The organism is Pigmentiphaga aceris (assembly GCF_008119665.1).
Lineage (GTDB): Bacteria > Pseudomonadota > Gammaproteobacteria > Burkholderiales > Burkholderiaceae_B > Pigmentiphaga > Pigmentiphaga aceris.
In genome coordinates, this window is sequence record NZ_CP043046.1 from 2,075,031 (window position 1) to 2,089,637 (window position 14,607).

The window sequence follows — 14,607 nt, forward strand, 5'->3', positions numbered from 1 at the left end:
ACTTGCCGGGCTTGCCTGTGCGTTTGGTGTTTCGGCGCGTCCTGAGTCGCATCTGAAAGGCGGGCGGATCAAGGGCGGGCTTCGTTGACCTGCAAAGTGGCCGTTTTCCTAAACTGCCACCGCACAGTTGCCAGCAAGGACGCCACCACAATCAACCCGCCTCCGAGCCATCCCAGTGCTGGAATACGTTCGCCCAGCCACAGGCTGGCGAACAAGGCCCCAAAAGCCGGCTCGCTGCCCATCAACAGCGCCACCCGCGTCGGGCTGCTGCGCTTGATCGCATAGTTCTGCGCGAAGAACGCGAACAGGGTGCAGGCCAGCACCAAGTACGCCACATAAGCCCAGAACGATTGATTGCCCGACCACGCTGGAATTGCCTGCCACTGCTGCGGGGCGAAGACCAGCATCACCAGCACACTGCCCAGCGTGACCACGCCCGCCTGCAGCGCCGTCACGGACAGTGCTGGCAGCGCAGACCCTTGCATTACCCGCTTGGCAACGCAGACCTGTATGGCGCGCAGCAGTGCGGCCAGCAGAATCAGCGCGTCGCCGCGATTGAAGACCAGTTCTCCATCCCCCGTCAGTAGGGCCGCGCCCAGCAGCGACAAGGCCACGGCCAGCCACTCGATGCGGCTGGGCCTGCGCTTGAGCATCGCCCACTCGGCAAGCGGTGTCAGCACCACGCACAGGCTGATCAGAAAGGCGGCGTTGGCTGCTCGGGTCAGCAGAATGCCAAAGGTCTCGGCAAGAAAGATTGCCAGCAGCAGCACCGACATGCCCAGCACCCCGCGCACATCGCGCCAATTGCTATGACGCAGCTGGCGCAGCGCGGGCAGCAATATCAGAAAGGTAATGCCAAAGCGCAAAGCAAGCAGCCCCAGCACCGAATACACCAGCAGCGCGGACTTCACCACGCCGTAGCTGGTGCCCCAGACGATTGCCGTGGCCAGCAGCATCAGGTCGGACACAAGCAGCAGGGATTTGACAGGAGAAGGTGAAGACATAGGGCCTCGCGTGGGTGGGCCGCTATTGTTCATCCGTGCGCACGCATTGATAATCAGGGTTGGCGGAACAACATTTATGCGTTGGGTGCATAACTGAATTTTCAGGACATCTCGTGGACCCCATCGCGCTTTTTGCGTTGTTGCCCGACATGGCGGTATTTGCACGCGTGGTCGACGCTGGCAATTTTTCCGTCGCGGCACGGCAGTTGGGCAGCACGCCATCGACCGTCAGCCGGCAGATCAAACGCCTGGAAGACGCGCTGGGCATCCGCTTGCTTGATCGATCCACACGCGCCGTGCGGATCACTGAATCCGGCAAGCAGGTCTACCAGCATTGCCGCGACATGCTGGCCGCGGCTTCTGCCGCCGTGGACATTGCTGGTCAGTCCGTGGGGCGACCGCAGGGCAAGGTCAGGCTCAGTGCCCCGATCTCGTTTGCCAAGTCAGTCATTCACCCCTTGATCCCGGCGTTTCTGCAGCGCTACGCCCAAGTGGACGTGCAACTGGTATTCACCGACGACGAACTGGATCCGCTGGCAGACAACATCGATCTGGTCATCCGCTTGACCGAGCACCCGCCACCTGGTTTTGCCGGCCGACAGTTGGGATCGGTGCGATGGCTGTTGTGCGCGTCCAAGGCCTATCTGGCGGCACGCGGCACGCCAGCCCACCCGCTGGATCTGGCCGCACACGATTGCATCTATCTGGGCGAGACGGCCGACGACCATCATTGGCGTTTCCGCCGTGGCAGCGAACACCTGGCGGTCGATGTTCGCGGGCGTTATATCGCCAACGACGTTGGAGCGCGGCTGGAAGCGGCAAGCGCCGGCTTAGGCATCGCCATCGTGCCGGAATTCGCCGCCGCCGAGGCCTTGCTGCAAGGTGAGTTGGTGCAGGTGCTGCCGGACTGGGAGCCAGAGGCGCTGGCCTATGTAGGTACCGTCTGGCTGCTGTACCCGCCGAACCGTTTCCTGCCGCCGAAGGTAAGGGTGCTGATTGATTATCTGGCGGAGCAGATGGGGTAAGAGCGGCTCGATACTGATACCGAAGCCGCCTATGAGGCGGCAGGCTTATTACCCCGCCCCATTGATGCTGTTCCCGCTTCAAATATTGAAGCCGCATTCGACGGCAAATTCGTTGTACATGTCGAAGCGCAGCAGCGCTTCTTCCCCCGCCATTACTCGGAAGTGGGCAACCTTGGCGTCGGTACATGCCTGTACCTCCGGGTCTTTGATATCCACAAACCCTTCTGAGATCGCTTGCAGCGCTGCGTTGGACAGTGGACGCTGCACGCGATTCGAACCTGTCGCCGCAACCGGGGCAAACGGCCTGGCGGTGCTTTGGGCTGGTGTTGCGCTTTGAACAGACGCCGTGTTCTGGGCAACAGTCGTGCTTGACGGAGCTGGTTGCGACCCCGTGTTGTAGGTCGGCCGATAATCCGCCACGCTTGCCGCTGGCTGCTCCCCAGTAGAGAAATAGGAAATCGTCTGGTAACCCAGAACCAGCAACAGTCCAATGACTGCCACGCCAATCACGATCTCTTTCGGCTTGGCCGCTGCGCGATCCGGGCTGATGCGCGGCTTTGCCGGTACTTTCTGTTTGCTCGCTGACTTTTTCTCGGCCAATTTCCTGACGTCGGCTGCCCACGTCAGGAAATCTTCAAAGCCGATCTTCCGCGCATATTCAGCCAGAACAGGCAGGTTCTGATCGCAGTCTGCTGGGGTGGCAAGCGGGTAGCTTGCCGCCTGTTTTTTGAAATCCTTCAGCTTCACTGCTTCTGACGCGGCAGCCAGATTCTCTTTGTAGCCAAGATAATTAATCTCTTTGGCATAGTCCCGAAGCGCAAGCAGATGCGATCGGAAGTCGGCCACGGTATTCAGATCAAGCGCCTCTATGCGTGCAGCAAATGCTTTTTCTGCGGCGTCTTCATGTAGAACCTTGGCTTCTTCTTCAAACGCAGTCATGCCAATATCCTGCGCATACTGCTTCAAGGCGGGCAGGTTGGCATTTAGCGCGGCCAATGTAGAAAGATCCACGCCATTGCGTTTCGCATCGAACAGGCGCTTTTTCTCCTCGTCTAGACTCGCCAAACCAAAGTAGCTGACCGCAGCATCAAGCCGGCCCTGATCACCTCCACCATGCTGCAACAGCAACACATAAATGCTGCGGTTGTAGGGGTAGAGCACCAGTGCCTTCAGCAAGGACGCAATGATGTTGGCTTCAGGAATGCGATCCTTCTGCACGTTCTGAACAATGGCCGTGGACTTCGATATGTCGTCGTCCGAATAGCTGTAGACCGCACCGGCTTTGAACACATGCAGCGCGTCTACCAGGGCTGCGAACGCCGCGTCCACGATTCTGGCCAGCCCGTTGCCTACCTGCGAAACCGTCACCGGGCTTTTGAATATCTCGTCTTTCTTGACGGTGTTTCCAATGGCGGTAATGCCCTTGGCCACCATGTTGAAGACGCCATGTCCCACGTTGGAAATCAGGTTCTTCGCATCGGCTTGGTGCACCGCCTGTTCGCTGAAGCCCACCCACTTGGCCCGGTTCTGGCGACGAGCCGTTCGTATGGCATCCAGTTCCTCGGTGCGTTCCACGATCGCCTCATACTTGGTGGCAATCGGCTCGAAGTCAGCATCCCAGGTGTCGTGCGGGTCCATGAAGCGATCAAAGAACGCTTGCTCGGTAAGCTCGTAGATTTCGAACGAAGCCAAGACCCGCATGGCCTGATCGATGCTCTCGCGCCGCAGCTCGTTCGCCACGTCGTCAGCACGCGCGTACACGTCGTCAAGGTTCGAGAATTTCTTGTTCAGCCCACCGCGCAATGCCCGGCGCTGCGCAGCAGCCATCTGCTCGAAGGTGATGCGGATCGCATTGGTACTGACTTTCTGGGCTGAAAACTCAATGCTGGTACCGTACAACTCCAAGTTTTCAACACCCATGGCACCCACTCTCAATTGATGAAGTCCAGCCACACACCGGCTATTTCCAATTGTAAGGGAGGGGCTCTGAATCGTCGTCTGCCGATTTCCCGATGTTGTGCCGGTCGCTTAATCAGTTGCCAATAACCCAGACGTAAAAAAACCCGCATCCGGCAGCGCCGAATACGGGTTTTCAGTTCCTGACATTACTTGGGCAATCCCCCAAGCAGTCAGAAAACTATCAGTCTTCCTTGCGCAGATGCGGGAACAGAATCACGTCACGAATGTTCGCGCTGTCCGTCAGCATCATCACCAGGCGGTCGATACCGATACCGCAGCCGCCCGTCGGGGGCAGGCCGTATTCCAGAGCGCGGATGTAGTCAGCGTCGTAGAACATTGCTTCATCATCGCCTGCGTCCTTGGCTTCAACCTGTGCCTTGAAGCGTTCGGCCTGGTCTTCCGGATCGTTCAATTCCGAGAAGCCATTGGCAATTTCACGACCGTTGATGAACAACTCGAAGCGTTCGGTAATGGCCGGATTTGCATCCGAGCCACGGGCCAGCGGCGAGGTTTCCACCGGGTAGTCGATGATGTAAGTCGGGTTCCACAACAGCGATTCAGCCGTCTCTTCGAACAGCGCCAATTGCAGTGCACCCAGCTTCGCACGACCCAGCACCGGGCCGGTCACGTGGGCACCGCGCTTCTTCAGTTCTGCGCGCACGAAGGCTTCATCATCCAGCTGTTCCTGGGTGAATTCCGGGAAGTACTTGATGATCGCGCCGCAGATCGTCAGACGATCGAAGGGCTTGGTCAGGTCCAGCTCACGGCCCTGATATTCCAGCACGGCCGTGCCGCGCGTGGCGATGGCCACGGTGCGGATCAGCTCTTCAACGAAGTCCATCAGCCAGCGGTAATCCGCATAGGCCGCGTAGAACTCCATCATCGTGAATTCGGGGTTGTGACGCGGGCTCACACCTTCGTTGCGGAAGTTGCGGTTGATCTCGAACACGCGCTCGAAACCACCCACCACCAGCCGCTTCAAATACAGTTCCGGCGCAATGCGCAGGAACATCTGCATGTCCAGCGCGTTGTGATGCGTAATGAACGGCTTAGCCGCTGCTCCACCCGGAATCGAGTGAAGCATGGGCGTCTCGACTTCCAGGAACTTCGAATCCGTCATGAACGAACGCAGGGCAGAAATCGCCTTGCTGCGCGCAACGAAGGTCGAGCGCGTGTCTTCCGACATGATCAGGTCAACATAGCGCTGGCGATAGCGCATTTCCTGGTCAGCCAAACCGTGGAACTTGTCCGGCAGCGGGCGCAGCGACTTGGTCAACAGGCGAATTTCCGATGCTTGCACCGACAATTCACCCTTGTTGGTCTTGAAGACCTTGCCCGTCACGCCCAGGATGTCACCGCTATCCCAGTGCTTGAAGGCGGCGTGCACGTCGATACCGACCGCATCGTTGGTCACGTAGATCTGGATGCGGCCGGTAGCGTCTTGCAGCGTGGCAAAACTGGCTTTACCCATCACCCGTTTAAGCATCATGCGACCCGCGATCTTGACTTCCAGGGCGAGTGCGTCAAGCGCCTCTTTTTCCTCGTCGTCGTACTTGGCGTGCAGATCGGCCGCTTGCGCATTCGGCTTGAAGTCGTTCGGGAAAGCCGGACCGGCTTCACGCAAGCGGGCAAGCTTGGCGCGACGCTCGGCGATGATGGAATTCTCGTCGACGGTGTCGGGCGTGGGCTGCTGAGGTTGATTCATGATGCTCTTGCGGGTTGAGGGGTTTAGCGCTTTAAGTACGCGTTTTTAGCTATCAGTAATTGCGGATGTCGTCGATTTCGATCGAACCGAAATCATCACGCGCGACATAGGCCACAATCTTCGCGGCGACCGAGTCAGGCGTCGCCAGCTTGCCGGTTTCCTTCATGTCCTGGAACGCATTCACGCTGGGGAACTGTTCCGGCGTGGCGCTGCGGATGGCAACCTGCATGTCGGTATCGACCACGCCCGGTGCCAAGGACACGATGCGCGCACCGTGTTCGCCGTGCTCCACTTGTTCCAGCTTGACCGACTTGCTGAACATGTCCACGGCCGCCTTGGTGGCGCAATACACGCTCCAGCCAGACTTAGCCGCGCGGCCAGCGCCCGACGAAATGTTCACGATACGGCGATCGGCGTTCAGTGCTTCCGTGGCCGACAGGAAACGCGAGGTCAACATGATCAGCGCAGTCACGTTCAAGGTAAACGCGGTTGCGACATCAGCCGTCTCGAAATTGCCCGCCTGTGCCACTGGCGCAACAGCGCCAGCATTGTTGATCAGCACATAACGCTCGGCCGCACGCGGCATGGCGGCGATCACGGTGCAGATGTTGCGATCCAGCGTCGCGGCGTCCGAAAGATCGACCACCTGCGCATCCAGCGTTGCGCCCTTCGCTTCGACATCGGCGCGCAACGAGGCATCGGTGCCACGGGCCAGCGTGATCAGGTGCACGCCAGGCGCAGCAAACGCGCGGGCCATCGACGCACCCAGACCACGGGAAGCACCAGTAAGAACAACGACGGTATGCGGCATGCGGTCAAACTCCTTGTTTCAGGCTTGCTTGAATGAACGGGTCCAGATCGCCGTCCAGCACCTTCTGGGTGTTGGAAATTTCGACGTTGGTACGCAGATCCTTGATGCGGCTTTGGTCCAGCACGTACGAACGGATCTGATGACCCCAGCCCACATCCGTCTTCGAGTCTTCCAGCTTCTGCTGCGCAGCCATGCGATTGCGCATTTCCAGCTCATACAGACGCGACTTCAGCATCTGCATGGCTTCCGCACGGTTCCGATGCTGCGACCGGTCGTTCTGGCACTGCACCACAATGCCGGTCGGGATGTGCGTCAAACGAACGGCCGAATCGGTCTTGTTGATGTGCTGACCACCCGCGCCAGAGGCACGGTAGGTATCGGTGCGAATGTCCGCCGGATTCACATCGACCTCGAACGAGTCATCGATTTCCGGGTACACAAACACGCTGGCAAACGAGGTATGACGGCCGCCCGACGAATCAAAGGGGCTCTTGCGAACCAGGCGGTGCACGCCCGTTTCGGTGCGCAGGAAACCGAAGGCGTACTCGCCTTCCAGCTTGATCGTGGCCGACTTCAGGCCCGCGACTTCACCGTCAGACTCTTCCAGAATCTCGGCCTTGAAGCCCTTGCGCTCGGCGTACTTCAAATACTGACGCAACAACATCGACGCCCAGTCCTGGGCCTCCGTGCCACCCGCGCCAGCCTGGATGTCCAGGAAGCAGTTCAGCGGGTCAGCCGGGTTGTTGAACATGCGGCGGAACTCCAGGCCTTCGACCTGTTCCTTCAGCTTGTCCACGTCCGCCACGATCGCTTCCAGCGTGTCGTCATCGCCATCGGCGAGTTCAAACAGTTCAGCGGCATCGGTCAGCGACGCGGTCAAGGATTCGAGCGCCATCACCACGTCTTCCAACGACTTCTTCTCGCGGCCCAAGTCCTGGGCGCGCTTCGGATCGTTCCAGACGGTGGGGTCTTCTAGTTCTGCGTTGACGACTTGGAGGCGATTTGCTTTGTCATCGTAGTCAAAGATACCTCCGAAGTTCGGTCACGCGCGCCCGCAGGTCGTCAATGAGGGCGGACAGGGCGTTGATGCGTTCGGCTTCCATGAGGGGATCCAGGCTGAAAATTGGGGGTAGCCGGGGATTTTACCTGTTGGGGGGGAGTTATGCTGAGCCCTTCAATAAAGCACGCTGTTCATCGAAGGTAAAGCTTCGAACGGTGCGATGCATCTGTCGCTAATCGGCCTGCGGTGACTGGTATTTCGCTAGGTTTGCTTGAGTCTGATGTCTGCGGTGATGTGCAAATTGCCCGTTATGTAAGCCAAGCAGTCGGAAGACTTGATAGGACGAATTGATGCTCACTAGAGGTGTTGTGGCTGTTCTTTTAAGTGAAGAGCGAGTTTTTTTAGAACATGCGCTGAGCGCTCTAGCCTTAGAGCGTTGCCAGTTTTATCTTGAGTGGCCAGGCACGATTCGATATCCTGAATGTTCTTGCTAGAGTTATGTAAGTCAAGTTCGTGGAGTTCGCTAGGCCGTCTTAGGTCAGAGGACAACTTCCTTGAACTAGCGTGCCAGCGCTAGGAGCTTTACATACGAAAAAGTGGAATTCTCTCAGTCGGGCAAGGTGATCTAGCTTTGCTAGATCAGAATTGATGTCAGCTACGTACTCATTGCCCTTTGTTTTTCAAATTTACTGTCGTGATTGCGGATTGCGGCGGAATCTTCGTTCGGTATTCCGGCGTGTCTGCGGGGTATTTCGCGTGCAGCCTAGAAAAACAACAATATTCGTTTATTTATAAGAGGCTCAAGATTAAAAACGTAAGTTGGTTAGGGTGGCGTGGGACTATGATGTGCTGAGGTTTTGTTTTTATTTTTTGTTTTTATTTTTTGTTTTTATCGGTGGGTGGGGTCTGCTTGGGATAATTTTGTCCTAAGGGCGGGGAGGCGTTTTGATTCCTTTTTATTTGTGGTTGATGCATAAATGATGGTTGGCATGAGAGAAATGGTTGGTTTAAAGCTTAAATCAGTGGTCTTGGTAAATATAAAGAATTTTGGTCCTTCTGGGTGTATTTTTAATTTTAATCAGGATGTTGGGGTCCATACTGTTAGTGGTGTGAATGGGTCGGGAAAAACGGCAATATTCAAAGCTATTCAGCTTTTTCAAAAAATATTCTTTTTTTCACAAATGGGTTCTGATGATTATGCGGATAATGTCGAGAAAAGCATAAAATTCGCAGCCGACCAGATTTTGTCTGGTGATGTTGGGGAAATTGATCTTGCATTTGTTTGTGGGCAGGATTTGTTTCAAATAGTTCTTTCTTTCCGAAATTACGAGGGTGATTTTTTTTATACTCTTTTAATGATGCTATTCCTGGATCGACTGAGGCTTTGCGGCAGGAGTGGGATATTTCAGATCCGCAGTCTATTATTGTTTTTTTGGACGCGGGAAAGGCTTTTTCCGATTTTGGTGTAAGTTTTGAAAACGTCGCTTTACGGTCGCGAGCCCAAAAAGCCAAAGAATTTATTTTGGAGTGCATTTTTAATCCTGATGAGGCGCTTCAATCTATATATAAGAAAACTGTGCTAGATCATGTTCAATATCGTCTAGATCCAAGCCGAAAATATGAGTACTTTAAGAATGCTAATGAGGCTGTCCGAATTATCTCAAGAAATATAGAGGTCAAAAATATCAGTGCTACAAAAAAGGATGGGCAGCTTGTTATGCTTGGGCGGACTTCCTCAGAATCCGCTATGTTTGATGTGAAAGATTTTAGCGCTGGTGAGCGTTCTCTGTATTTGACATTGCTGTTTCTTTTTTATCTTCCTAATATTGGGATTCTCATAATTGATGAGCCAGAGAATCACCTTCATGAATCGCTTTTGGTGAGCTTTTACTCATTTCTTCGAGAAGTTATGGGGGCTGGTGGTGTGTCAAACTGGCTCGCCTCGAAACAGGGTGTTAAGCATGCGGAGCATCGATCTAGCGCAATTGACCAGATATTTCTTATCACGCACTCCAAGCCATTGATTTACCAAAATATCAGCTTCGGGGAATGCTTGGTCTTCTCTGATGGGGAATTGAAGCCAATTTATAGTTCGGGTATTGAGCGCGAGCTTCGGTTTGCAGGAATCACTACTGTTTTTTCTCGAGTTTTGTTTGTCGAGGGGAAGGGGGACGTAGAAATTCTCGCAGATGTTCTGGCCGCTCATCGAATAGAAGTTGTTCCTCTCTCTAGTTGTAAGGAGGTCATTGATTATTTTAGAAAAATCGCTAACATCAAAGGAAGCCTTCATGCCTCATCTTATTGCTTTGCAATTGATAAGGATAATAGGAGTGCGCAGGATTTGGCGGAGATCCGGAGCTACGATCCGGAATTTTATGATGACAGCTTTGTTGTTTTAGAGCGTCATGAGATGGAGAATTATCTTATTGATAAAAAGTTGATTATGGATTCGATTAATCCTGCGTTGCAGGCCTTGGGTGTAAAGCAGCATTCGGTGGCATCGCTAAATAAATTATTTAGTGATCAAGCGGAGAGCTTGCGGGGGCAATCAAAAGCGAAATATCTGGCCTCAGTGTTTAAAATGAAGTTAAAGGAGATGATTTTAGATCCTCTCACTAATGTTCGCAGTTTGCAAAGCTCCGTTTCGGAAACTTTGGAAAGTGTTTTTGATTCGGATTTGGCGCACCACATGCAGCTGGAAAGTTTGAGCGCAGAATCTATTTTTGACGAAGAGTGGGTTAAAGGGTGGGAAGCGTTGGTAGACGGTAAAGCGTTTATAGGGAAGATTCTTGTGCAGCTTTCGCAAAGTAGTGGCGGTATTAAAACAGAAATAATTAGAAAGAAGATGGTCGCTCAGTTAATCGGATCTCCTGCAAGCTATGATGCAGGGGTGCTTGTGGACACTATCGTCGAGAAAATTCAGGGCCAGGAGCACTATATTAAGAGAGTGTAGTTTTTTTGTGGGGTTTTTGCCGCTTTGTTTTGCGGAGCGCATGCTTGTGGGATATGCGTGATGGGTTTGCATAAGAATTTTGATGTGGTGCGGACGAGTGCGATTTGGTCGGGGTTGCGCTAAATTTAAAGGTGCTGTTCGCATTTTCCTCATCAGCAGAACCTAGAAAGCTTTTTTCTTAGACCGCCTTTGCATGTTCCCAATCACGGCGAGGCGCACCTGCTACTATGACGCGCTCAGCTTGGGTTGCGACAGAGAGTATCGAAAGACAAAGTACAGGAATCGTGTGATCGGGCAGAGCGTTATTAACAGGTTGGGCTAACTACGCCAATTGGACTTGGCTCAACCTCGTGCTGTTGAGTTGCCGGGGCGCTCACTGCCTTATCTGTTGGCCTATCCTCGATATCCAACCCCTCCCAATTTCCCACGGTATACCAATCATCGCCCAAAGTCTCGACCGGATGTTGAACACGCTCCGTGCCGTTCCCGCAGGCTAGGTCTTTACCAAAGCAGTAACGATCACAACCCCAGCAGATGCGCTCGGGATGTGGAGGGTGGATGGGGAATTTCTTGGCCATCTTCTTGCCCCTTGATGCAGCAGTGTCCTTTCACGGTAGGCCTGCGCGGGCGAGGTGGTATTGAGGCGGATCAAGAACGTATATGGATGCGCAAGGGTATAAAGCCAGCACCCGAAGTAACGCCAAGAGCGGATGCAAGGCCTGCATCGCTCTCGTAAACAGCTTCCTGAAGCGGCGTTCGCTCAAGCCGCCGTCGCGTGCTCCACAATCAGCTGCACCGAGATCACCCCATTCCAGCTGTTCTTCGACAGCCGATAAGCCACCTCGACAAATTCAGGCAGCTGTTCCGCATGCCCGAACCAGATCGCATCAAATCGCTGATGCCGGCGTTCCAGCACCAGCTTCAAGTGCTTTTCACCAACCAGCCGCTGATTACGAACGGTGAAGGTGTCGCGGAACACCGGCCCAGGGAAGCCTGATCCCCATACGTGCTCGTCCAGCATTTCAGCAACGCCAACATTGGCATAACCGTCTTCAAGCGATCCATCTGTAGCCAACTCGGGATCGAACTGCGTCCGCCCAGTCAGGTCTTGCACGGCCTTTTCAAAGGCAACCTGAAACTCCGGCAAGTCCTGTTCTGCCAGCGTCAGACCCGCCGCCATCGCGTGCCCACCAAACTTCGGAATCATCTGCGGATGCCGTTTGGAAACCAGATCCAGCACATCCCGCAGATGCACGTCTGGAATCGACCGGCCTGAACCACGCAATTCACCATCACCCGCATTCGCGAACGCCAGCGTAGGCCGCCAGTACTTTTCCTTCAGCCGAGACGCAACCAGCCCGACGACTCCTTGATGCCAACTCTCGTCATACACACACAAGGTTGCACGCGGGCGGGCGTCCAGCGCGTCCACTGCCGCCAGCGCCTGCTCCCGCATCGTCGTTTCGATCTCCCGACGATCACGGTTCATCGTGTCCAACTCGCGGGCCAGGGTCAGGGCTTCGTCTTCGTTGTCAGTGGTCAGGCAACGAATGCCGATACCCATGTCTGCCAGACGCCCAGCAGCGTTAATCCGGGGACCAACTGCAAATCCAAGATCAAATCCGCCGGCTTCCCGGAACGACCGCCCTGCAACCGAGAACAGCGCCGCAACTCCAGGCTGCATCCGACCCGCCCGCATGCGCTTCAAACCCTGTGCAACCAACAGCCGATTATTGGCATCCAGCTTCACAACGTCGGCCACGGTGCCAAGCGCAACGAGATCGATCAAGGCATCCAAGCGAGGCCCACCGTTCGCCGAATAAACATCCCGACGCCGAAGCTCAGCGCGCAGTTCCAGCATCAAATAAAAAATAACCCCCACACCCGCCAGATTCTTCGACGGGAAATTACATGCCGGGTGATTGGGGTTAACAATCGCCAGGGCATCCGGCAAAGTATCGCCAGGCAAGTGGTGATCGGTCACCAGCACACCGATCCCAGCCGCGTTCGCCGCAGCAACGCCTTCCACGCTGGCAATGCCGTTATCCACCGTCACCAGCATGTCGGGCTTACCGGCATGATGGTTCACCGCCAACGCAACCACTGCGGGCGACAAGCCATACCCCGTCTCAAACCGATTCGGCACCAGGAAGTCGACAACCGCGCCCATCTGCGTAAGCGCACGCAGCGCGACTGCACACGCAGTCGCACCATCGCAGTCGTAGTCGGCAACGACCAACAGCCGCTTACTCGCAGCAATTGCGTCCGCCAGAATCCCCGCCGCTTTCGTAGCCTGGGTCAGATGCGCAGGCGGCAGCATGGCAGTCCAGTCGGACACCGTATCCGCTGTGCAAGTCACACCACGCGATGCCCACAGGCGCGCCAATAGGGGGTGTACACCGTCGCGTTCCAGCGCGGCGCGTGCCGTCGCGTCTACGCGGCGGGTCAGGAGTTGGGGTTTGACCACCAGCTAGTCCAATCGTGTTTAGGGGTGGGCAACAGGCGAGCCAGTCCGCGTTTGGACGGGATGACAAGCTGGGCGATGCGGTCGTGGCCGGTCAGGATCAGTTCGATGCTGTCTACGCGGCCTTCGGCCAATGCTTGTTGGGCGGCGGTGAACAGGCTTGCGTCCAGGCGCGCCATTTCTATCAGCCAGCGGCCCCAGTCTTCTTCGCGGTGCGCAGTTTCCAGCGAGTCGATGCTGGCGATGGTGCCGGGGGCGATGGCTTGTTCGTTCAGTGGTGCCCAGGGCAGGCCGGCGGCTTGCGCTATGCCTTGTACCCATGCGGGGCCGCCTGCCAGGCGGGCTGCGTTTAGTTTGGGCTGCCAGGGGGCGCTGCCGCCGAATAGCCACAAGGTGTTGATTTCGGGCTGGCCGCGGTCGCGGCGGGCTTCGTTGACGGGGTGGGCATACCACTCCATCTGGATTTCGTTGACCAGCCGGCGCCAGGGGCGGGCGACTGCGCCTTGCGGCCACCAGGCGTCGATGTCGCGGTCTACGGCTGCGGCGGGCGTGGCACCGGATATGCCGGGGTGCCCGGCGCTGACCGGGACGACGCGCCAGTCTTGCGCCGACAGGCGGTGCAGCGCGAAGCCGTCCAGCTCGAATACGTTCTGGGCCGCGTTGGCAAGCTCAATGGATTCTTCTTCCGTGACCTGTAATTCGTCCGGGTTGGCCAGTGCCAAATGGTCTTGCGAGATGCGGATGTGCGCCAGTCGGCCTATCCAGACCGGATCGGTGCCGGTGGCGGACGGTGCCAGCAGGGGCGCGAGTCCGGCACCGAACACGGGGGCGGGGGCTTCTGGCGGGCGGTTTGTCTGCGCGGCTTGAATGTTGTACCCGGCTCGGGTCAGCCACCAGCCTTCATAGGGCGAACAGCCTTGCTGCGAGATGTCGAATTCGCTGACGACGGGCTTGGCGCGTGACAACCATGCGCTGAACACGGGCGAGCTGCCGGGCGTGGGCGACACCGGGGCGTGCAAGGCTTTTGCCAAGTCGCCAGCGATGTTGGGCGGGGGCAGGGTGCCGGGTAGCACGAGGGTCAGGGTGGACGAGGTTGGCACGGGGAGCCGAGAGCAATGATGTGCCCAGATTGTACCGGTGCGCTAACCGCAGTCGCCCAGCCCGTGTCTGTGCTGGAAATGGTCGTCCTTGCTTGATATGTAGCCTTGTGGCTACAGTGTGTCGATGTCCGCGACCGATATGCAGTCACCCAAACACGAAACCCGCGTTTTTCCGTGACAGCGCGTCGCCACAACCGGGAGCCCTCATGACCAAGACCTCAACCCGCCCTTACGACATTGCCGAACACCTTCGTACCCCGGAAGAAATGGCCTTGTACCTCGATGCCTGCATTGCCGAAAGTGATGGCGATGCCGCGTTCATCGCCAAGGCTTTAGGGGATATCGCCCGTGCACAAGGCATGACCAAAGTCGCGAAGGAAACCGGTCTTTCGCGTGAAAGCCTGTACAAGTCGCTGTCAGGCGAGCGTGAGCCGGATTTCTCCACGATCCTGAAGGTCATCAAGGCGCTGGGATTGCGGTTTCACGCGACTGCTGCCTGAGCCTGCGCGCGCTATCGCTTACACACAGCCGCTAACACCTACGCCCCGCCTGCTAAGCTCCAGCACCTTGGCCATCTGACATAATC

At 56.3% G+C, this 14,607-nt stretch carries 13 protein-coding genes; 5 read left to right on the forward strand and 8 right to left on the reverse strand.

The genetic code is table 11. From position 1 onward, the window contains the following. Window positions 1–68 precede the first annotated feature (68 nt). Complete coding sequence (locus FXN63_RS08735; RefSeq protein WP_148814302.1) at window positions 69–1,004, reverse strand: DMT family transporter; 936 nt, start codon at window positions 1,002–1,004, stop codon at window positions 69–71. Window positions 1,005–1,117: 113 nt separating this feature from the next. Here FXN63_RS08735 and FXN63_RS08740 point away from each other — a divergent pair, with 113 nt between their 5' ends. Then, window positions 1,118–2,029 (forward strand): LysR family transcriptional regulator, encoded by a 912-nt coding sequence (locus tag FXN63_RS08740; RefSeq protein WP_148814303.1) that lies wholly within the window; start codon window positions 1,118–1,120, stop codon window positions 2,027–2,029. Window positions 2,030–2,107: 78 nt separating this feature from the next. Here the strand turns inward: FXN63_RS08740 and FXN63_RS08745 are convergent, their stop codons facing one another. Next, a complete protein-coding gene (locus FXN63_RS08745) occupies window positions 2,108–3,463 on the reverse strand; it encodes a hypothetical protein (RefSeq protein ID WP_187395151.1) in 1,356 nt (451 codons plus the stop codon). A gap of 12 nt (window positions 3,464–3,475) precedes the next feature. Here FXN63_RS08745 and FXN63_RS08750 point away from each other — a divergent pair, with 12 nt between their 5' ends. Continuing rightward, window positions 3,476–3,904: a hypothetical protein gene (locus tag FXN63_RS08750; RefSeq protein WP_187395152.1), complete on the forward strand. Its 429-nt coding sequence runs from the start codon at window positions 3,476–3,478 to the stop codon at window positions 3,902–3,904. Between the two features lie 265 nt (window positions 3,905–4,169). On the opposite strand, the gene lysS is transcribed toward FXN63_RS08750, so the two are convergent. The 3 genes from lysS to prfB form a co-directional block, all read right to left on the reverse strand. Continuing rightward, the gene (gene lysS, locus FXN63_RS08755) at window positions 4,170–5,693 is read right to left on the reverse strand and encodes a lysine--tRNA ligase (RefSeq protein WP_148814306.1); all 1,524 of its coding nucleotides are present in this window, start codon (window positions 5,691–5,693) and stop codon (window positions 4,170–4,172) included. A 52-nt stretch (window positions 5,694–5,745) separates the two neighbouring features. Then, window positions 5,746–6,504 (reverse strand): SDR family NAD(P)-dependent oxidoreductase, encoded by a 759-nt coding sequence (locus tag FXN63_RS08760; protein ID WP_148814307.1) that lies wholly within the window; start codon window positions 6,502–6,504, stop codon window positions 5,746–5,748. A gap of 4 nt (window positions 6,505–6,508) precedes the next feature. After that, window positions 6,509–7,607 (reverse strand): peptide chain release factor 2 gene (gene prfB, locus FXN63_RS08765; RefSeq protein WP_148814308.1). Its coding sequence is split into 2 segments (ribosomal slippage): window positions 6,509–7,525 and window positions 7,527–7,607, totalling 1,098 coding nucleotides; the frame shifts between segments, so codons are not numbered across the junction. A gap of 886 nt (window positions 7,608–8,493) precedes the next feature. On the opposite strand from prfB, the gene FXN63_RS08770 reads away from it, so the two are divergent. Further along, a complete protein-coding gene (locus FXN63_RS08770; RefSeq protein ID WP_148814309.1) occupies window positions 8,494–8,973 on the forward strand; it encodes an ATP-binding protein in 480 nt (159 codons plus the stop codon). Then, complete coding sequence (locus FXN63_RS08775; RefSeq protein WP_187395153.1) at window positions 8,889–10,457, forward strand: AAA family ATPase; 1,569 nt, start codon at window positions 8,889–8,891, stop codon at window positions 10,455–10,457. The genes FXN63_RS08770 and FXN63_RS08775 overlap by 85 nt, the downstream gene beginning before the upstream one ends. A 305-nt stretch (window positions 10,458–10,762) precedes the next feature. On the opposite strand, the gene FXN63_RS08780 is transcribed toward FXN63_RS08775, so the two are convergent. The 3 genes from FXN63_RS08780 to FXN63_RS08790 form a co-directional block, all read right to left on the reverse strand. Further along, window positions 10,763–11,035 (reverse strand): DUF3079 domain-containing protein, encoded by a 273-nt coding sequence (locus tag FXN63_RS08780; protein ID WP_148814311.1) that lies wholly within the window; start codon window positions 11,033–11,035, stop codon window positions 10,763–10,765. 182 nt (window positions 11,036–11,217) lie between these two features. Continuing rightward, the gene (recJ, locus tag FXN63_RS08785; protein ID WP_148814312.1) at window positions 11,218–12,924 is read right to left on the reverse strand and encodes a single-stranded-DNA-specific exonuclease RecJ; all 1,707 of its coding nucleotides are present in this window, start codon (window positions 12,922–12,924) and stop codon (window positions 11,218–11,220) included. Next, entirely contained in the window at window positions 12,903–14,021 is a 1,119-nt protein-coding gene (locus FXN63_RS08790; RefSeq protein WP_148814313.1) for a hypothetical protein, read from the reverse strand. The genes recJ and FXN63_RS08790 overlap by 22 nt, the downstream gene beginning before the upstream one ends. Before the next feature lie 206 nt (window positions 14,022–14,227). On the opposite strand from FXN63_RS08790, the gene FXN63_RS08795 reads away from it, so the two are divergent. Continuing rightward, window positions 14,228–14,521, forward strand: a complete 294-nt coding sequence (locus tag FXN63_RS08795) for an addiction module antidote protein (RefSeq protein ID WP_148814314.1) — start codon at window positions 14,228–14,230, stop codon at window positions 14,519–14,521. Window positions 14,522–14,607 lie beyond the last annotated feature (86 nt).